General features: G+C 34.5%; 14 protein-coding genes. 7 read left to right on the top strand and 7 right to left on the bottom strand.

The genetic code is table 11. The annotated features are described in order from the left end of the window. Nucleotides 1-33 precede the first annotated feature (33 nt). Together AC07XU_RS10185 and AC07XU_RS10190 are read left to right on the top strand one after the other, a co-directional pair. The gene (locus AC07XU_RS10185; protein WP_494943542.1) at nucleotides 34-1068 is read left to right on the top strand and encodes an aldo/keto reductase; all 1035 of its coding nucleotides are present in this window, start codon (nucleotides 34-36) and stop codon (nucleotides 1066-1068) included. Nucleotides 1069-1341: 273 nt separating this feature from the next. Further along, nucleotides 1342-2928, top strand: a complete 1587-nt coding sequence (locus AC07XU_RS10190; RefSeq protein ID WP_494943543.1) for a M1 family metallopeptidase — start codon at nucleotides 1342-1344, stop codon at nucleotides 2926-2928. 107 nt (nucleotides 2929-3035) lie between these two features. Here the strand turns inward: AC07XU_RS10190 and AC07XU_RS10195 are convergent, their stop codons facing one another. Further along, nucleotides 3036-3437 carry an OsmC family protein gene (locus AC07XU_RS10195; RefSeq protein WP_494943544.1) on the bottom strand — a complete coding sequence of 134 codons (402 nt, stop codon included), beginning with the start codon at nucleotides 3435-3437 and terminating at the stop codon, nucleotides 3036-3038. A gap of 40 nt (nucleotides 3438-3477) precedes the next feature. Here AC07XU_RS10195 and AC07XU_RS10200 point away from each other — a divergent pair, with 40 nt between their 5' ends. From AC07XU_RS10200 to AC07XU_RS10215, 4 genes are all read left to right on the top strand, one after another. Next, nucleotides 3478-3921 (top strand): PaaI family thioesterase, encoded by a 444-nt coding sequence (locus tag AC07XU_RS10200; RefSeq protein ID WP_494943545.1) that lies wholly within the window; start codon nucleotides 3478-3480, stop codon nucleotides 3919-3921. A gap of 89 nt (nucleotides 3922-4010) precedes the next feature. Continuing rightward, nucleotides 4011-4265 carry a hypothetical protein gene (locus AC07XU_RS10205; protein WP_494943546.1) on the top strand — a complete coding sequence of 85 codons (255 nt, stop codon included), beginning with the start codon at nucleotides 4011-4013 and terminating at the stop codon, nucleotides 4263-4265. Nucleotides 4266-4371: 106 nt separating this feature from the next. Beyond that, nucleotides 4372-7482 carry a SusC/RagA family TonB-linked outer membrane protein gene (locus AC07XU_RS10210; RefSeq protein WP_494943547.1) on the top strand — a complete coding sequence of 1037 codons (3111 nt, stop codon included), beginning with the start codon at nucleotides 4372-4374 and terminating at the stop codon, nucleotides 7480-7482. Between the two features lie 11 nt (nucleotides 7483-7493). Continuing rightward, complete coding sequence (locus AC07XU_RS10215; RefSeq protein ID WP_494943548.1) at nucleotides 7494-8936, top strand: SusD/RagB family nutrient-binding outer membrane lipoprotein; 1443 nt, start codon at nucleotides 7494-7496, stop codon at nucleotides 8934-8936. A 401-nt stretch (nucleotides 8937-9337) separates the two neighbouring features. On the opposite strand, the gene AC07XU_RS10220 is transcribed toward AC07XU_RS10215, so the two are convergent. From AC07XU_RS10220 to pyrG, 5 genes are all read right to left on the bottom strand, one after another. Then, nucleotides 9338-10618, bottom strand: coding sequence for a nucleoside recognition domain-containing protein (locus AC07XU_RS10220; protein WP_494943549.1), 1281 nt, complete (start codon nucleotides 10616-10618; stop codon nucleotides 9338-9340). Nucleotides 10619-10652: 34 nt separating this feature from the next. Then, a complete protein-coding gene (locus AC07XU_RS10225) occupies nucleotides 10653-11807 on the bottom strand; it encodes a M14 family zinc carboxypeptidase (RefSeq protein WP_494943550.1) in 1155 nt (384 codons plus the stop codon). A 158-nt stretch (nucleotides 11808-11965) separates the two neighbouring features. Next, complete coding sequence (locus AC07XU_RS10230; protein WP_494943551.1) at nucleotides 11966-14836, bottom strand: S9 family peptidase; 2871 nt, start codon at nucleotides 14834-14836, stop codon at nucleotides 11966-11968. 416 nt (nucleotides 14837-15252) lie between these two features. Then, entirely contained in the window at nucleotides 15253-17064 is a 1812-nt protein-coding gene (yidC, locus tag AC07XU_RS10235) for a membrane protein insertase YidC (RefSeq protein ID WP_494943552.1), read from the bottom strand. Nucleotides 17065-17084: 20 nt separating this feature from the next. After that, on the bottom strand, nucleotides 17085-18701 hold the full coding sequence (gene pyrG, locus AC07XU_RS10240; protein ID WP_494943553.1) for a CTP synthase: 1617 nt from the start codon (nucleotides 18699-18701) through the stop codon (nucleotides 17085-17087). A 340-nt stretch (nucleotides 18702-19041) separates the two neighbouring features. Between pyrG and AC07XU_RS10245 the strand changes: the two genes are divergently transcribed. Beyond that, the gene (locus AC07XU_RS10245; protein ID WP_494943554.1) at nucleotides 19042-20742 is read left to right on the top strand and encodes a PAS domain S-box protein; all 1701 of its coding nucleotides are present in this window, start codon (nucleotides 19042-19044) and stop codon (nucleotides 20740-20742) included. Nucleotides 20743-20800: 58 nt separating this feature from the next. On the opposite strand, the gene AC07XU_RS10250 is transcribed toward AC07XU_RS10245, so the two are convergent. Beyond that, entirely contained in the window at nucleotides 20801-21679 is an 879-nt protein-coding gene (locus tag AC07XU_RS10250) for a glycoside hydrolase family 16 protein (RefSeq protein ID WP_494943555.1), read from the bottom strand. Between the last annotated feature and the right edge of the window lie 8 nt (nucleotides 21680-21687).

Consider the following 21687-nt stretch of genomic DNA (forward strand, 5'->3'; position numbering starts at 1 on the left):
AATTCAACAAATAATTAACTCAATAATAACAATATGGAATATAGAAGATTAGGAGCCTCTGGCTTAAATGTGCCTGTACTCAGTTTTGGTACAGCTACTTTTGGCGGCACTAACGAATTTTTTAAAGCTTGGGGCACTACACAAGTTAATGAGGCTAAACATTTAGTAGAACTTTGTTTAGAGGCGGGTGTTAACCTTTTTGATACAGCAAATATATATTCGCAAGGTGTAGCTGAAGAAATTTTGGGTAAAGCTATAGCCGGAATTGATAGAGATAAAATATTGATTTCAACCAAAGCTACATTTGAAATGGGAGAGGGTATAAATAATTCTGGTTCAGGCCGATTGCATTTAACCAAGCAAATTGACGGAAGTTTGAAGCGCATGAATACTGACTACATAGACATCTATCACATGCATGGTTTTGATGCTACTACGCCAGTTGATGAAACGCTTAAAACTTTAGATGGTCTTATTCAATCAGGTAAGGTAAGATACATCGCTTGTTCTAATTTTTCTGGTTGGCACTTAATGAAATCTTTATCTGTTTCAGAAAGATATGGATGGTCTAAATACATTGGTCATCAAGTTTTATATTCGCTTTACGATAGAGAATTTGAAAATGAATTGATGCCTTTAGGTATTGATCAAAACATTGGTACATTGGTTTGGAGCCCGTTATCATCAGGTAAATTAGGTGGTAGATACGATAGGGAAAAACCAATTCCTACTGATAACCGCATCCAACAAGGTGGCTCACATGGGCCAGCTATTGACCAAGAAAGACTTTTTAAAATAGTTGATGCTTTGAAAATTGTTGCACAAGAAACTGAAAAAACGGTAGCACAAGTAGCCTTAAATTGGTTATTACAAAGGCCAACAGTTGCTAACATTATAGTTGGTGCAAGAAACGAAGAACAATTGAAACAAAACTTACAAGCTGTGGGATGGAATTTGACCTCAGACCAAGTTAAAAGATTAGATAATGCAAGTTACGTTTACCCGGCATATCCGTACTGGCATCAGCAGCAAAACCCCAATTTAGTTCCTCAACCTAAATTTTACTAGGGTTAGATAATCTGTAAGAGGCTGTATCAGATTTGATTTTAAAGATCGAAATAAAGAATAATATTTTGTGCGGTCGTCATTCCCGTGAAAACGGGAATCTTAATGCTATAAGAGGTTAATTATCATCACCTATTAAGCGCATTACGATGCCCAGTCAAGCTGAGCATGACGAAACTACCAAATTTAATAATTTTGAAGTTTTTGATTTTTTAATTCTGATACAGCCTCTTTTTGTTTTATGGCAAAATTAGTATCTTCCAAAAAATAACCATTATGAAAAAAATAGCAATTCTCATTTTTAGTTGTCTTTCTTTAAGCACATTAGCGCAAGAAAAATATTGGCAGCAACATCTTAATTATACAATTGATGTTACACTAAATGATATAGATAAATCATTAACTGGGTTTGAAACCATTGTTTACAAAAATAATTCACCATCTAGTTTAGATTTTATTTGGTTCCATATTTATCCTAATGCTTATAAAAATGAAACAACTGCTATGTTTCAGCAAATTAAAAATGATACATCACGTAGTAAAAAGTTAGATAAATTTACCTACGGAGAAATAACTGGATTAAATTTTAAAGTAAATGGCAAAACAGCCGAAACTGAGGCACATCCAAATCCTCAATATATAGATATAATTAAATTAAAATTGCCGTATGCTTTAAAACCTGGAGATTCAACTGTAATTTCTGCAGATTTTAAAGTGAAATTACCATCTTATTTTTCGAGATCGGGATATGCTGATGGAGAATTTATGATTACCCAATGGTATCCGAAACCTGCAGTTTATGATAAAGATGGTTGGCACGAGTTTCCTTATTTAGATATGGGAGAGTTTTATAGCGAATATGCTGATTACAAAGTGAACATCACACTGCCTTCAACTTATGTGGTTGGTGCTACCGGTGTTTTGCAAAATGCAGATGAGTTGGCTCAGTATAAAAAAATAGGTTCCCAAAACTATTTAACAAAAAACGATAAACCTGTATTGTATGTTCCTCAAAGTAAATCGGGTAACAAAACATTAAGTTATGTGATGAAAAATGCTCCTGATTTTGCTTGGTTTGCCGATAAGAAATATGTTGTTGCCTATGATACCGTAAAATTAAATTCTGGTAAAGTAGTCGATGTTTTTACCTATTATTACAATAAGAAAAATTCCCTCTGGTTGCAAAGCGTTGATTATGCAAAGGATGCGACTAAAAAATATAGCAATTGGATAGGTGAGTATGATTATCCTGTGGTGCAAGTTGTAGAAGGCCCGAAGAACAACGCAAGCGGAGGTATGGAGTATCCCACAATTACGCTAATTACCAGTCCTGATGCTAAACCAGAAACATTAGATGCCGTAATCACGCATGAAGTTGGCCACAATTGGTTTATGAGTATGTTAGGCAGCAACGAACGTATGCACTCGTGGCAAGATGAAGGCTTAAATTCATATTATCAATTTAGATACGAAGCTGAAAAATATAAATCTAACTCTGTTATGGGCGAAATTCCTGCAAATATAAAAGCCCTACCTGTAGACCAGTTCCAATCGACCGTATACAATGCAATGTTAGGTATACCTATTAAATCTGCTATAGCAACTCCAGCTGCAGATTTTCCCACATCAGATGAATATGGTATGGCATCTTACATTAAGCCAGCCATATGGTTGTACATGTTAGAGTCGGCCATTGGAAAAGAGAAAGTCGATTTAGCTTTTAAAAACTACTATAACAATTGGAAGCATAAACACCCAACTCCGGCAGATATGAAAGCTTCCTTTGAACAATCAATAGGTTCTAACTTAGATAAATATTTCGATTTACTTAAAAAAGAAGGATCATTTAAAGAGGCAAAATAAGGTTGTTTATTATCACCCGCTGTTAGTTTATATACCTACCAAGGCTCAAATCATGGTAGGTATATATACAAACAAAAGCATAATATTTTAAGCAATTTAAATGATTACTAAGTTGTTGTAATTTTAATTGGGTTAGTCAATAGTTTATGAATTGGACATTTATCTGCAATAACCATCAATCTTTCCCTTTGCTCTTGCGTTAGTTCTCCTGTAAATTCAATTTTTCTGGTAATGGTAGTTTCCTTACTCATTTCTTCTTCTTTGCAAATAGCCAAATCAATTTTTATATTTTCAAGTGGAATTTCTTTTCTATCAGCATACATTCTAATGGTTATTGCAGTGCAACTCCCTAAACTTGCTAACAGTAAAGCCCCAGGTGTCATTCCTTCGTTTGTTCCACCCAATTCTTCAGGTTCATCAGCATATACTAAATGTCCATCAGAAAATACTTTAGTTTTATAGCGAGATTGATCTAACTCTGTAATAGCGGTGATGATTGAATTACTCATATTGATATAAATATTAAATTTACCATAAACATAACATAAAATGGAAGAACATAACGAAGCTCAACAACGATTAATTAACTTCCAATCGTTAACAGGCAATGAAATTACAAACTCCCCATCACCATTTATGAACTGGCTAAAACCAACGCTGATTAACGCTGAGAAAGGGAGCTTGCATTGTAGTTATGTAATTAGAAAGGAAATGACAAACCCTTACGCTATTTTACACGGAGGTATCACCGCAGGTATAGTTGATGATTTAATAGGAGCCACAGTTTTTATTTTAGGTCTTCAGCATCGTTTTACAACTGTAAATAACAATATCGATTATTTTGCTCCTGCTAAAGAAGGTGATGTTATTACCGCAAAAACAACTGTAGTAAAGCAGGGCAGAAGCATTATCAATTTGCAATGCGAAATATTTTTACCTGCAAAAAATAGGCTTATTGCCAAAGGTTATTCGAATATGCTTAATATTGGATGATGATTAAATTAATTATTTAATATAATTTTAATTTAGGCTAAACAATTGGTTATTAGGTTTGTTAATACATCACCCTAAAACCAAATGCCATGTTGAACGAATATTTGAACCTCCAGTTTGATGTTAAAGGCAAAACCTTCAAAGGATTTTGTATGAGAATTCACGATGATTTTCATGTTACCTATGCTGTTATTTTAGAAGACTGCCATTCTTTTTGTGTTTGGCTGGATGAAAAAAAGCATAAATGGTGCTCATCAAAGTTTACAAATTTAGATCCTACAGTATTAGATCAAATTATCGGCAAACTAAGTATTGGCCAAGAGCAAGAATACACTGTGTCATAGATTTTATTATTAATTCTTTAATTTTTTAATCTTGATTCTGTAGAATTAGTTTTATGTTGAGGTTTTTTTTGTAAATTTCAGACAACTTAAACTTAATTCACAGACTATGAACAGAAAATCTATCTTAATTTTATTCGGATTTTTGCTGTTTGCCAATCTAGCCTTTGCCCAAAAAGTAATTAGAGGTAAAGTAACTGATGCAGCAGATGGAAATCCAATTCCTGGCGTAAGTGTTCTTGTAGATGGGACATCAGCTGGAGCGATGACAACTAATGATGGTAATTTTACCATCAATGTACCAGCAAATGGTACTGTTTTAACATTTAAGTATTTAGGATATATAAGCCAAAAAATTACCATTGGTACCAAATCTGAAATTAATGTTAGCCTATCATCAGATGCCCAAACTTTAGATGTTGTTAATGTTGCCTTAGGTATATCGCGAGAGAAAAAGTCATTAGCTTATTCAGCTCAAACCGTTACTGCACAAGAATTGAACGTTAACAAGCAAACCAATGTGCTAAATGCTTTGCAAGGTAAGGTTGCTGGTGCACAAATTTCTAGTACTGGTGGTGCTCCTGGTCAAGGTTCATCAATACGTATTAGAGGTATCAACTCAATTGATCCTAACAGGTCTAATGAACCTTTATTTGTAATAGATGGAATTTTAATTGATAATTCGACTTCTACATTTGGTTCTGGTGCCGAGTTACGTAACATGAGCAATAGAGCAACAGATGTTAATCCAGAAGATATTGAAACAATTAACGTATTGAAAGGTGGTGCCGCAACTGCACTTTATGGTTTGCGTGGTTCAAATGGTGTAGTGGTAATTACTACCAAAAAAGGAAAATCAGGTAAGTTTGATGTTAATTTCAGTTCTACCTATGGGATAGAAAATATCAACAAAAAACCTGAAATTCAAAAAACATATACCGCAGGTATCTTAGGTGCTTACGTACCAATCGGTTTAGGCCCAGCTTTTGGTCCAACGGTTGCCGAGGCAAAATTAATTGATCCAACTCATCCAGATGAGATTTTCGACAATTATGAAAGAGCTTACAGAACTGGTCATCAGACTAGAAATGTTTTAACTTTATCTGGTGGCACCGAAAAAGTAAATGTATTCTCTTCTTTCGGCTATACAGATCAAGAAGGAATGTTGCCATTTACTAGCTTTAAAAGTTATAATGGCCGTTTAAATACTGATTTTAAGATTAGTGAAAAATTTAAAACTTCTGTAAACATGAGTTTTACCAAATCTGGCGGAGATAGATACAATGCCGATAGATTTGGAGAAAGTTTAGCCTATTTTTCTGGTAGATGGGATGTAAGAGATTACCTCAATCCAGATGGTACGCAGTTATGGAGAGGTACTAACAACCCAATTTTTGGTGCAGCTACCAATAAAATGGTTGATGATGTGAACCGCTTTATTGGAGGTACTGCGTTTAATTATGCTCCAGTTAGTTGGTTAAGTTTCGATTATAGACTAGGTTTTGATACCTATTCTGATAACAGAATAAGAACGGCTCCAGGACCTAAAGGAATAGCTGGCGAGCGTTTATATGATAACGCAGATGGCTTCATTGGCGAGTACAATACTAACTTTAGAGCGATCAACTCAACTTTCGTAGCTTCTGCAAAAACAAAACTTGGTAGTAATTTTAATGGCACATTAAGAGTTGGCCATGAGTTGTATGACAGAAAAGTAAAAAATGTAGGCGTATTAGGTACGGTTTTAACCATACCAGATTGGTTTACACTTGCAAATGCAAAGGTAATTACACCAACACCTCCGTCTCAAAGAACTTACCGTTTAATGGGAGTTTTTGGTGAGGCATCATTAGATTACAAAAATTATCTATTCTTAACTTTTACTGGTAGAAACGATATTACATCAACTTTGTTGAGCCCAAATAATTCATTCTTTTATCCTTCGGCTAGCGTGAGTTATGTATTTAGCGATCATTTAAAATTACCTAGTGTAATTAATTTTGGTAAAGCTAGATTTTCTTATGCCCAAATTGGTAAAGATGCAGCAGAATATTCTACTTCAACAGGTTATGCAACTTATACTGGCTTGCCAGCAGGTAGCACTGGTTTTACAAGAGCTTCAAATCTAGGTGATCCAGGTCTAAAACCAGAATTTACCAATACATTCGAGGCTGGTTTAGAAATGTCGTTTTTTAAAAGTAGAATTGGTTTGGATTTTACCTTCTACAATTCAATTAGTAAAGACCAAATTATTAATGCTAACATATCATCAAGTACAGGTTATGTAACCGCGAGTATCAACTCTGGTAGCATGAGAAATAGAGGTATAGAATTAATTTTAAGAGGTACACCAGTTCAAAGTAAAAACTTTACTTGGGAAACTAGTTTAAACTTTTCTGCTAATAGAAACAAAATTTTAAGCATTAAAGAAGGCCTAAACGAGATTGTATATTCTTCTCAATCTGGTTATTCAGGAGCAACTGTTACCATGAAATTAATTCCTGGTGAGGCTTATGGTAATTTATACGGAACTCATTATTTGAGGTATTATGGAGCCGATGCGCAAGATCCTTTACGTACAGATAAATCAAGACCAATTGTAATTGGTGCTGATGGTTTCCCGGTTAGAGCACCTCTAGCAAGCCAAAAATTATTAGGCAATTCACAACCAGATTGGATTGGAGGAATTACCAATACTTTTAAATACAAAAATTTCGCATTAACTACAATTGTTGATGCTAGATTCGGTTTAGAAAAATACAATCAGTTAGAAAATTGGTATGCGGCTTTTGGTATCGCAGATTATACTGCTGATAGACGTGATTTTAGAGTTTTTGATGGTGTATTGGCTAATGGAAATCCAAATACTAAGAATGTATGGTTAGGTCAAGGTGTTGGGCCAGATGGCGTAAATTATACGGAAGGTTATTATCGCAACTCTTACAGAACAGTTTCTGAGAACTTTGTTCAAGATGCATCTTTTGTAAAATTAAGAACCGTAGATCTATCTTATACGCTACCAGCTAAATGGTTACCTAGTAAAGTAGTAAAACGTGCTTCAATCTCAGCTACAGCAAACAACATTATTTTATACACTCCGTTTTATGGCTTAGATCCAGAATCTAGTTCTACAAACAGCGGCAGTAATGTTGATGGTTTTGCGGGTTTCACTTATCCAGGTGCTAAAACATTCCTATTCTCATTAAACGTTGGTTTCTAATTTTATAAGACATGAAAAAATATCAAAAATTAATAATGTTTGCACTTTTGATTTCGGTCTTTTCATTACAATCATGTAAAGATTATTTCGATCAAAATGTAAATCCAAATCAGGTTAGCAACCCATCCTTACCATCATTGTTGAGTACCGCTACAAGTAAAGCTGGTATTAATAGTTTTAATGTTGCAAGTATCACAAATAATTTTGTACAATACACAGCTAATCCTGTAGCTTCTGCAGCAGGGGATACCTACCAAATTGTAGATTATACCGGAACTTGGGATGCTTTATATTTTGCAATGGCAGATACAAAAGATTTAAGGACAAATGCAATAGCACAAGGTTCTAGCGAGTATATTGGAGTAGCTAATGTTCTATTAGCTTATAATTTAAGTTTGGTAACCGATTTATGGGGTGCCGCTCCATATACCGATGCTTTTAATCCAGCAACCTTAACTCCAAAGTATGATACTGAAGAACAAAATTACAATGCTATTAACACATTGTTAGATGAAGCAATTGTAGAATTAACCAAAACAACAGCTACTATAAAATTAGCTGCAACCAGCGATTTGATACATGCAGGTGACAGAGCAAAATGGTTAAAAACTGCTTATGCATTAAAAGCAAGAGCATTGAATAAAATAAGTAAAAAAGCTGCTTATAACCCAACCAACGTACTTGCAGCAGTTAGTAGTTCTTACGCATCTAATGCAGATGATGCTGGTATGGCTTCGTTTGTACTTAGAAATAATTGGGCTACTGTTGCACGTAATAATGCAAGCTTAACTTTAGGAGGCTGGCTTTCTGAGCAATTAATTGATCATTTAAACGGTACAACTTACGGTATTTTTGATCCTCGCATTCGTAAAATAACCGACCCAACTTCGGTACCAAGTAACCCAACTTACCCTGCCTATATTGGTACAGTAAATGGTGCTGGTAACCGTAGCAATCCGCCAAATAACAATACAGTAAAAGATGAAAATTATATTGCTATTAGTTCTCCATGGACAAGCGATACCGCTCCATTGTTGTTAGTTACTTTTGCTGAGTTAAAGTTTATCGAAGCTGAGGCAGCGTTAGCAACTAACCCAACTCGTGCTTATGCCGCTTACTTAGCTGGTATTGGCGCAAATATGGATAAGTTACAAGTTCCAGCAGTGGATAAAGCGGCGTATTTAGCAAATCCTGCTGTTGCGGTAGGAGCCGCTAGCTTAACCAAAGCATTAATTTTTAAAGAAAAATATGTAGCAACTTATCTAAATCCAGAAGCTTGGAATGATGCAAGAAGAAATAATTATCAATATAAGGATTTCACTTTGCCGGCTAATGCAGCACTTTCAACTTTTATCAGAAGGGTTGCCTATCCATCTGGAGAAACGACTAAAAACGGAGCTAATGTTCCAGCTGCTGTTAATCTAGATGTTAATTTGTGGTGGGATAAACCATAGTCAGTTTTCAATTAACAATTTTAAAGTCCCGTTCTAATTTTTAGAGCGGGATTTTTTTTGAAGCGCAAGGCAATTGCTTTCTATGCAGTTTGTTCCTGCTTTCCACTTTATCTTTTTTGATGATCCTTCGACTACGCTACCGATGTAAAATCGGTATACATCAGGATGACATCAAAAAAGGATGCCGTTCCAATCAAGGCTATATTGAATGCCTGTGTGGGTAAAACCTAAATTGTTGCCGAATACCTGCATAAACTAAACCTGACATACGCAAATCCCGATTTCTCGGGAGTAGCATTTGGCAGAACTACCGTAAATAGTTTTGCTGCTTAAGCTTTTCAGATAAATTAATCCGTTTTACCAAGAAAGTGACTTAGCGTTAAACAAATTAAAGATGATGCTTACAAACTATTACCAAAAAACAAATAAGCTAAACCAATTGCGGTGCAAACGCCCACCAAATCTGCTAAAAGCATAGCACCAACTGCATACCTTGTATTTTTAATGCTTACCGAACCAAAGTAAACTGCAATTACATAAAATGTAGTATCTGATGCGCCTTGAAAAATGCCTGATAATTTACTGGCGAATGAATCGGCTCCGTAGGCAGTCATCGTATCCACCATCATACCTCTAGCTGCACCACCACTTAAGGGTCTAATTAAAGCGGTTGGTAATGCCTCTACAAAGCGGGTATCTGAACCAAAAAACACAAATACGCTTTTAATTCCCGAAATTACCACATCGAATGTGCCGCTTGTACGCAACATACTGATGGCAACTAACATACCCACTAAATATGGAATAATTTTTACTGCAGTTTCAAAGCCGTTTTTTGCACCATCAATAAAGGCATCAAAAACATCTATTTTTTTAAAGATACCCCCTAAAACAATCAGTAGAAATACCAATAAGATTAAACCATTACTCAAAACGCCCGAAAATGATTTAATACCTTCTGCATTTAAAGAGGTTACATATAAAACCAAAAGTGCGATAAGAGCAGAAATACTGGCAATCCAACCAATTATCACTGGTTGAAAAAGATTGATTTTTTGTTTAAATGAAACAATCATCATCGCTGCCATGGTACCTACAAAAGTTACGATTAAACATGGAATGAAAATATCTGTAGGATCTGAAGCATTTTGCGATGCACGAATAGCGATTACACTCACCGGAATTAAACTTAAGCCTGCCGCATGTAGGCATAAAAACATAATTTGCGAATTGCTTGCCGTTTCTTTGTTTGGATTAAGTTCTTGCAAACTTTCCATAGCTTTTAAACCGAATGGCGTTGCTGCGTTATCTAAGCCCAATAAATTGGCAGAAAAGTTCATGATCATATGACCCATTGATGGATGACCTTTTGGTATTTCTGGGAAAAGTTTAGAGAAAAATGGGCCAACAATGCGAGACAATAAACGAATACCGCCAGCTCTTTCTGCAATGCTCATGAAACCCATAAATAGGGCTAAAATACCTATCAGCTTTAAGCAAAGCTCAACTGAGGTCCAACAGGTTTCTATAATACCGTTTACTTTGGTCAAATTTGTAGGATCATCGGCTTTGCCAACCACCATCCAGCTAAAAATTTCTGACTGTCCGAAAAAGAAACATTTTATCGCAGCTACAACAATTGCGATGATGATAAAACCAGACCAAATTCTACTTAATGCCATTTAATATTAATTTGTTGTTGAATGTATAAAATTTTTAAACCAATTTTCCATCTTCAAATGATAAAATCAACTGATTAGCATCAAACAGCTGAAAGTTAGCATTTTTAAATAGCTTTATTTCTCCTTTAATTTCGAAGCTATCACCGTTTAGTTGTTCATAAGCATCGCAAAAGCTTAAATCTCCAATATCTTCAATGCTGTATATTTTTGTGGTATTTAGGCCATCAGTTGTTGGGCATTCTTCGAAATTGATGCCTAAACTAACTTTAATGCCATCAAGTATCACATTGTGTATTAAATAATGAAAAATTTGTTTGTTGTTTTTAGGAATGGCAAAGTAGTTTTCTAACTTTTGGTTGTGGTAACTTTTGCTAGCGATAGAAATTAATCCCGATAGGATAGAAGCGAAGTAGAACTTTCTAAGTTCCTGCTTTTCAGGATCATTTTTATAACCGCCAGCTTCAATTAAAATAGTTGAAGTGCCAGCTTTCTGGAAATTATCTCCAAAAGCTCTAGGTTCAAATTCATCATCAAACAAACCAATATGTTCTGGCAAAATTTCATTCAGGTCTTTAAAGATATCGGCAATTACTAGCATTGCGTTTTGGCGAGTTTGATTAATAGTTAACTGTTTATCTATCGCTGGAGCTAAAAATGAAAGTGTGGCAGGCTTTAAGGTTTCATCAACACTCCATAACGTAGTTTGATCGTGTAAGTTAAACCCAAAATCTGGATTAACATTTGCCCTATATTGTTTCAATATTTTTGCTTCAGCAGTAACTTCGTTTAAAAAATCACGATTGATATCTATTTGTTGGCTATTTCTTCTGGTAAAGGCTTCAGCACCATCTGGGTTTACCATTGGAATGAAATGTAGTTTGCACTGATTAGCCAACAGTTGCACAATTTCATTATCCTGTTGCAAAAAGTTAAACAAATCAAGAAGAGCCATTGTACCTGTAGCTTCATCGCCATGCATTTGGCTCCACAACATTATTTTTGTTTCGCCGCTTCCCCATGTTATGCCGTTAATAGAACGTCCTTGTGCAGATATTCCGAGTTGCGCTACGTAAAACTGAGGAGGAAGTTGATTGATTAGTTGGATAATGTCTTCGTGTTTGAAAAAACGATTACTCAATGTTTTTTCTTTGAAATTGATGTAGCTTGAGAGAATGGAATTTAGGGTCATTTTTGTAGATATAAAAATGCCGTCATTTTGATTGAAATTTGGTAAAATACAGAAATCTTAAAAGTTAGATTTCTGTATTTTACTGCGTTGCGCTCGAAATGACGGCTAATAGATGGTTACTGTAAACTACCAACTGAAAACTGGCAACTGCCAACTGACTAAGGTTTTTCGTCAGTTAATTCAAAGCCCCAAGTCTTTCCTTTCTCTGTTGCAGGTATGCCACCCACCATCCAAACTGGCGCTTTGGCACCTTTTAAGTAGTAATCAAAAAATTGTTGCTCTCTAATTTGAATATCTTTTCTGTTTTGGCGTTGTACTAGGTTATGTGCTTCGTTGTTGTAGTTTAGCAACCAAACTGGTTTACCCAAACGTTTTAAGCCTGTAAACATTTCAATACCTTGATACCAAGGCACAGCTCCATCAGCATCATTTGCCATTACCACAACAGGTGTATTTACTTTAGGGAAACTAAATAATGGTGAGTTTTCTATGTATAGTTCTGGTTTCTCCCAAAGGGTTGCACCAATTCTACTTTGGGTTTTTTCATATTGAAACTGACGGTTCATACCACTTTCCCAACGAATACCACCATAAGCAGAAGTCATGTTTACAACCGGAGCGCCTGCCCAAGCTGCTGCATACATGTTTGTTCTGGTAATTAAGTGCGCAACTTGGTAACCGCCCCAACTCTGACCTTGGATACCTATTTTAGTTCCATCAACCCAAGCATTTTTCTTTAAACTTTCTACGCCAGAGTTAATAAACTCTTCGGCAGATTTACCAGGGTAACCAGTTTCGTAACTAATATCTGGTGCAAAAACTAAATAACCATTACTTACAAAATAAGGAATATTTAAACGTGATGGAGTAGGTGCTGGAGCTTGATAACTGTACAGACCATCAGAAAGTTTCTCATAGAAATATACAATCATCGGGTATTTTTTATTCGGATCGAAGTTTTCTGGCTTATACAAAATACCTTCAGATTTATATCCCTTCGGTGTTGTCCATTTTACCAATTCTGCAGTGCCCCAATTGTATAAATCTTGTTGCGGGTTAGTGTTGCTTAATTTGGCAGCTGTTTTTAATCCGTCTTTAGATACATAAACATCTGGTGAAGTGGTATAATTTCCTTTATCAAAAATATACACATCAGCATTTTTAGCTTTTACCAAATTAGAATAAGTGAATGGAGCCATAATTACTAATTCTGGTGCTTTACTGCTATTCGCTGCTTTGCGATAAAAACCATTTTGTTTGGTTTCGTTGTTAAAAGTGCTCAACCACAAAACATCTTTTTTAGCAATAAATCTTGCATCAGGATCAGTTCTAGACATTCTAAAAGTTAGGTTGTTACTTCTACCAAAACCATTGGTAAAGTTTTTTGGTGCAGATTTGCCATCTGGTGTAAATTCCCAAATATCAAATTTATCATATAAATAAACTTCTTTATCATCTTCAGACCAGCCTGCAATGCCGTAACTATTTGGTAGTGCAGGAACGTCATTTTCTTCATCATAAAACTTAACAGACATGCCTGTGTTTAAAACTGTCTTTTTACCCGTTGAAACTTGGTAGGTATTCCAAGTCATGTCTTTGTCGTTATAATAAATTATATAATTGCCATTTGGCGATGCAGAAGCATTTCCATCTAAACCTTCAATTATTTTTTTACGAGCTCCAGTTTTAACATCAACTAAATAATAATCACGAACTGTGCCGCCAGTCCATTGAGATGGAATACGGTTACCAAAATCTGTAGAAGCTAAAACAAAAGCTGCATTACCTTCATTAACAATTGTTGCATCAGGCAATTTAACATCAGTAAGCGGTACAATTTTTGGATCTGTACTATAAATATCAATTGCAGTTAAATAACTTCTTTTCGATTCTCTATCTGCATTTTTCAATTGCATTGGTTGCAAATAATCATCTTTATAACCCCAAATATCTAATTTAGCATTCTCAAAATCTACAATAGTGGTGTCTTTTGGTAGTTTAATTGGAGCTATTCCAAAAAATAATTTATCACCATCTTTGCTAAAAGTTACTCTTCCATCACCACTTACACCAAATTTGTCAGGCATCCCAGTCATGTCAGTATCAACCAAAATTTGGGCAGTGTCTAAAGTAGGAGAGTTGTAGTAAAGGCTAAACTCTTTCACTTCTTGCTTTTCAGGACTAGTTTCGCCTAAAAATGCTAAATGCTCGCTTTCCTCATCAAATACAAAGCTCTTAAAATTCCCTCTAGTTTTAACCAAAGTTTTTAAAACACCGGTAGTATTGTTTAGTAAAAATACACCAACTGGCGCTGCTTTGTCTTTTTTAGACCCTGTGCTGGTAAAAACTAACTGTTTTCCATCTTTACTAAAAGCAAAATCTGTAACAAATTTAAAGATGCGTTCGGTGCCAGTATTTAAATTTTTAACCACTAAATCTGTACCTTCTTTACTTGCACTTGCACCAGGTTCATCATCAGCGAAAAATAAATCACCATCATTTTTCGTTTCTGGTGCAGTTGCGGGTTTAGCTTTTTTGCTTGTATCTAATGGTTTTTCCAACAAATAAGCTAAAATTGCACTCCCATTTTCTGGAAATTTATAAGATTTAACTCTAGGAACTTTAGTAATTGCTAAAGTGCTTAAATTGGCAATGCCCAAAGTATCTTTGGTCATTTCATCAGGTTTTTTCTTTTTAATTTTTGCCTGTCTAACATCTTTATATAACGGTTTTATGGTAAAAGCTGCAAATTTACTATCAGCGCTAAATAATGAAGATCCGCCACCAAAGCCACCAGTTCCGGTTCCTCTTGCGACTGTAATTTTTTGAGCAGTTTGATTGTTTTGGAAATATAAATTCCCGTCACCTTCTTGTTTATTTATACTAAAGGCAGACCATGTTCCATCATTTGACGCTTGTTTAATTCCTACAGATTCCCAATTGTCGTAAACACTGTGGTCTATAGGTTTTTTTTGAGCATAAGCTACGCTTGCAAACAATAAAAATAGTAATGTTAGTTTTTTTTGCATGATAAAATTTGGGTTATTTGTGGTTCGGATGTTATTGAAATATAAAAATTGCAAATTTTACGCATATTTAAGTATATGTATGTCAAATTTTACAAAATAAAGCAGTAAATAAAGATTTGAAAAGCAATTTTGATGTATTAATTAAAGTTATTCTGGCTTTCCACTATATCCCCGATGAAGAATCGGGGGATGCCGCTCCAATCCAGTTTATTTCACGCTATGCTGTGCTACTATTTCAAGTGGCAAAACGAACGAATTACATATTTCGAATGGCAAAAGTAAATGCATAAAAAAACCGCAGAAGTCAGATTAAAATCTTTACCTCTGCGGCTGTCAATTCGTAGTTTGGAATTCACAATTATAAGATCGATGGTACATTTCCAAAACTGAAAAATTACCAACCGAAAACTACTAACTTATTTCCCTTTTTTCTCTTGCGTTTTAGCCTGAGCTTGGGTTCTCATGTAGTCATCTAAACGAGCTTGAAATTTTGATTTTTTCTTTTCGCTTTGAGGTTTTGCTTTATTTTCTTGCAAAATAGCATGAATTTTATCGTCATTAACCATCATTCTAATCAAATACTGTTGTAAAAACGTAAACATATTTGCTAAGAAATAATAATAGTTTAAGCCAGATGGATAGCTGTTTAACACACCTAAAAAGATGATTGGCATAATGTAACCAATGTATTTCATCTGTCCAGTAGCGCCAGAAATTTGATTGTTAAAGTATGTGTAAATCAATGTAGAAATGGTCATCAAAATACACATCAAACTTAAGTGATCGCCGATAAAAGGAATGGTAAAACCAAATTTGATGAAATCATCATAAGTTGATAAATCTTTCATCCATAAAAAGCTTTCGCCCCTTAATTCGAATAAATTAGGGAAGAAGAAGAAGAACGCCATAACAAATGGAAGTTGCAATAACATTGGCAAACATCCACCTAGCGGATTTACACCAACTTTTTTATACAACTTTAAATATTCTTGTTGTAAAAGTGTTGCATTGTCTTCACCTACTTTTGCTTTTATCTCATCCATCTCAGGCTTTAAAATTCTCATTTTAGCCATCGAAATGTACGATTTATAAGTTAGCGGCGACATGGCTAATTTTAACAATATGGTTAAAACTAAAATGATTAAACCATAACCCCAACCAAAACTCTCCAACATCTGGAAAACAGGCAATACAACAAATCTGTTGATGTATTTTAAGGGCCAGTAGCCCATGTCTACTTGCTTCTCAATTTCCTGTCCTTGTGCTTTTAGGTTGTCAAATTTGTTATCGCCGAAATAAAACTTCATGGCATAACTTTGCGCTGTTAATTGGTTAAATGGCATTTGCATATTAGCACCATACCATTTTACTTTACCAGTATCAGTTAAAATTTTAACTTCTAAATCTCCTTTTTCAAAAGGTACTTGAGGAACTAAAACTGCCGAAAAGAATTGTTGTTTAAAAGAGAACCACTCAATTTTACCTTCTTTTAATTCCTCTTTTTCATCAGCTCCCATACCAATATGGTCTGGATTTTCATCAATGTACTTATAGTAAGGAGAAGAGTGTTCTTGCTCTTTTTTGGTGTCTTTTTCTTGCTTTAATAAAGTTGTTTCCCAATTTAGAGAAACATTATTACCCTGTACAACTTTATTCAAGCCGTTCAAATTAATATTGAAACCTACATTATTACTCTTAGGCTTAACATCATATACAAACTCAATATATTTATCAACACTATAATTTGCACGCATACTGATGCTGTTTGCAGTTTTATTAGCAGTAGTAAAATATAAGTTATTGGTATTAATAATCTTACCGTCTATGTTTAAATTTAAACCAAATTTATTCTCGTTTCCGTTAAATAGAATAACTGGTTTATTGTCGTAAGTTTTTTCATTTTTTAACTCAACTGCTAAAATTTTACCACCTAAATTGGTAAAAGTTAACTTTAGTATATCGTTTTCTACTACTGTTGTTTGTGCAGTTCCATTTAAATTTGCACCAAATGGTCCGCTTAAAGTAGCTGTGTCAATTTTAGGTGTATCTAAAGGTTTAACAGTTGCAACATTAGCCGTTGTTTGAGAAGCTTTAACTTTACTTAGCGAGTCGGCGGTAATTCTTTCTCTTTCTTTTTTAATATCAGCCTCATTTGGCTTCATAAAAAAAACAGAAGCTCCAATAATTACCATAATTAGGAAGAGCCCTGTAAATGTATTTCTATCCATTATATTGTTTTAAACTTGTATTAAATTGTTTTCTTTTTGGCATGCTCCATTGCAGCGGCGACAAATTTAACAAAAAGTGGGTGAGGATTTGCAACAGTTGACTTTAATTCTGGATGAAATTGTCCACCAACAAAAAATGGATGGTTCTTTAATTCTACAATTTCCACTAAATTGCTGTCAGGATTAATGCCAGAGGCTGTCATACCAGCTTCTTCGTATTGTTTTAAATAGCTGTTATTAAATTCATAACGATGTCTATGTCTCTCGTTAATATGTTGTTTACCGTAAGCCGAATAAGCTTTTGTTCCTTTTTTAATATCACAAGGATAAGAGCCTAAACGCATGGTGCCACCTTTTAAAGTGATGTTTTTCTGCTCTTCCATCATGTTAATTACTGGATGGGCCGCATTTTCATCAATTTCGGTTGTGTTTGCGTTTTTTAAACCCAAAACATTTCTTCCATACTCAATTACAGCACACTGCATACCTAAACAGATCCCAAAGAATGGAATTTCGTTTTCACGAACATATTTAATAGCCGTAATTTTTCCTTCAATACCACGACTACCAAAACCAGGAGCAACTAAAACTCCATGTAAGTGCGCTAATTTTTCTTTTACATTGTCATCATAAATACTTTCTGATGGGATATACTCTACACGAACTTTACATTCGTTTTTAGCACCCGCGTGGATGAATGATTCAGTAATTGATTTGTAAGCATCTGGTAACTCAACATATTTACCAACTAAACCAATCCTAACATCTGCAGTTGGATTTTTTAAACGACCTAAGAAATCTTTCCAGCTTTCCATATCGGGTTCGTTTTTAGAAGGTAATTTCAGCTTTGCTAAAACAGTTTTATCTAACTGTTCTTTCATCATTAACAAAGGCACACTATAAATTGATGAAGCATCAATTGATTCGATTACCGCATTCACATTTACATTACAGAATAAAGCAATTTTTTTACGTATTTCTGGACTGATGTGATGTTCTGTACGACAAACCAAAATATCAGGCTGGATGCCGTATTCTAGTAACGCTTTTACCGAATGCTGAGTTGGTTTAGTTTTTAACTCGCCTGCAGCTGCTAAATAAGGTACTAAGGTAAGATGAATAACTATTGCATTGTTAGCACCTTCCTCCCATTTAAACTGACGAACAGCCTCTACAAATGGAAGTGATTCTATATCGCCAACGGTACCACCAATTTCTGTAATCACGATATCGTAATCGCCACTTTCACCTAAAATACGCATGTTGCGCTTAATTTCATCGGTAATGTGTGGCACAACCTGTACGGTTTTACCTAAATAATCGCCAGCTCTTTCTTTATTAATTACGTTTTGATAAATACGACCAGTAGTGATGTTATTAGCTTGGGAAGTTGGTGTGTTAAGGAAACGCTCATAATGACCTAAGTCTAAATCTGTTTCAGCACCATCTTCAGTTACAAAGCATTCGCCATGTTCATAAGGGTTTAAAGTTCCTGGATCGATATTAATGTAAGGATCAAATTTTTGGATGGTTACTCGGTAACCTCTTGCTTGTAAAAGTTTGGCTAATGAAGCGGAGATGATGCCCTTACCTAATGAGGAAGTAACACCGCCCGTAACAAAAATATACTTAGTCATGTTTGTGAGTTTGTGAAATTAAGCAGGTTTTTAAGCCTTTTTAATTGTTTTTGTACGGGATACAAAGGTATGAAAATATCTGGTTTGAGGGTACTAATTATTTAAATTATTATTTTACTGATAGTCAAAGTAATACTCGAATTTCTGGTGTTTAATAATTTTCGACAATTCTAAAAATCTCATTATTGCAATTTAATTAACATCATTGTATTAACTTAAAATTAAAATATATACATTCATAGTTAAATATTCAGGTATCTAATTGTATGTTTATATGTCGTTTTTGCTGTGGCTGCATAAACACTTATATATACTATCTAAAGCTTAATCTGTAATTGCCATGGAAAATGATTTTTACCAACTTTTTAAGCTATCCCCAAGTCCGATGTGGATTTTCGATATCGAAAGTTTAAATTTTCTTGATGTTAATCTTGCTGCTGTAAGAGAATATGGTTATTCAAGAGAAGAGTTTCTGCTAATGGGTATTAATGATATTAGGTCTGGAGAAGATGTACTGGATGTAATAAATATTGTTAAGGAGAATTCGATTAGTGGGTTGTTTTACGAAAATGTTTTCCGCCACATTACCAAAACTGGTAAAACAATCTATGTTCAAATTGCAAGTAACTTAATAACATTTAATGCTAGGCCAGCTAGGTTTGTATTAGCCATGAATGTTACTGAGAAAATTGAGGCCCAGCAGAAATTACAAATTACTGAACGTAGATTTAAGGCTTTAGTTCAGGATGGTTCTGATATGGTTACCATTATTGACAAAGATTTTAAATATATTTATGTAAGTCCTGCGTCTGAAAAAGTATTTGGACTATCTCCAGATTATTTTATTGGGAAAAAGGCTTTCGATTTTATTCATCCACTAGATAAAAAAAGAGTTGAAGAAGAAGGAGTAGAGATATGGACAAATAAGACAATACAGTTGTCACCTTATCGATACTTGGCATTTAATGGTAGTTGGCTCTGGGTTGATACTAAAGCAACCAATCTATTTTCAGATCCAGCGGTGGCAGGTATTGTTTGCACATCTAAAGATATCACCGAAAAGATCAAATCAGAACAAATTGTAGCAGAAAATATTGAGCGATTTAATATTGTATCAAAGGCTACCAGTGATATAATTTGGGATTGCAATTTAGAAAAGGATGAATTGATTTGGAATGAAGCTATTAGAAGCGTATTGAAATATGATACAACGCTTACCAGTCTTACATGGTGGAAAAATTTAATCCACCCACAAGATAGAGAAAGAGTTTTATCGAAGTTAGATTATCATGTTGAAAATGGCATTTCAAACTGGACCGATGAATATCGTTTCCTTTGTGGTGATACTAATTATAAAATATTCTTTGATAGAGGATTTATAACCTTTAATGAAGATGGTGTGCCAAAAAGAATGATTGGTGCCATGCAAGATATTACATTAAGAAAGCAAGATGAAGAGTGGTCTAAATTATTAGAATCTGTAGTTGTTAACACTTCAGATGGAGTTTTAATTACTGACGCAACTTCTATAGAAACAAAAATTATTTATGTAAATCAAGCTATGCTAAAAATGTCTGGCTATAGTGAAAATGAATTAATAGGAAATAGCCCAACTATCTTACATGGAAATAATACTAAGCAGAAAGATTTATTACTATTGCAACAAGCAATAGAAAGTAAAAGTGAAATTACGGTAGAACTTTTAAATTATACAAAATTAGGTATAGCTTATCATGTAAGCGTTAGTCTTACACCAATTTTTGGAAATGATGGTGAGTTAATCCGATGGATTAGTATACAAAGAGATATTACGGAGCGTTTTAGGTACATACAGCATATTGAGAAACAAAATAAAAAATTGAAAGAAATTAGTTGGTTGCAATCTCATGTAGTGAGAACTCCATTGGCAAGAATTATGTCTATATCAGAATTATTAAAAGCAAATGATCCGGATGAAACGCAGAAGGAATTATTAGTTATTCTAGATCAATCAACTAAACAACTAGATGAAATTATTCGAGATATTGCTAATAATACCTAAAAATTAAAAAAAAATGCCCAACAGATTGCTGGGCATTTTTAATCAATGAAATTAAATTCTACTTTTCAATCATTTTATAGTAACGTACATAATCAATTTCAAATTTTTGAGGGAAAATACTGTCATCTATCCCTTGCGCACCGCCCCAATCTCCACCAATTGCTAGGTTAAGTAAAACATGAAATCTTTTATCGAATGGCCACACTTTATAACCAGTACCTTCATTAGCAAATTCAAATACTAAAGCATTGTCAAAATAACCTCTAATTGCGTAAGGTGTCCAATCTAATCTGTATAAATGAAATGCCGTACTTGCATCAGAAATTGTTCTGCTACTTGTTTTTGTGGTGTTAATTTTAAAATAATATGATTCTGTATGTGTGCTAAAATGAACCTTGTTTTGATCGTAACCAACATGCTCCATAATATCAATTTCGCCAGATTTAGGCCAATCACCGTAAGCACGATCTGTTGGTAACATCCAAATTGCAGGCCATGTGCCTCTACCGGTTGGTAATTTTGCTTTTACTTCAACTCTACCATATAACACGTCTAATTTATTTCTGGTAACCAAACGGGTAGATGTATAGGCCATGCCATTTACATTTTCTTTTTTAGCCGTAATGGTTAGTAAGCCACCACCAACGTTAACATTTGATGGGGAGTTTGTATACAGTTGTTTTTCATTATTTCCCCAACCAGAACCACCTAAATCATAATCCCATTTGGTATCTAAAGGCAAACCAGTATAATCAAATTCATCAGCCCAAAACGGACTGGCTTCAAATGACCAATTTTTATCTACAACTACGGTAGGGGTGGGAGGAAGAATAATCGCTTCTTCTTCTTTGCCTGATGAACATGATTGACAAGACATCACAAATCCGGCAGCAACGGCTATTAGGGCATAACCTTTTCTTACTATATCAATTTTCATAGTAGTTT

Source organism: Pedobacter sp. GW456-11-11-14-TSB4, from assembly GCF_059424425.1.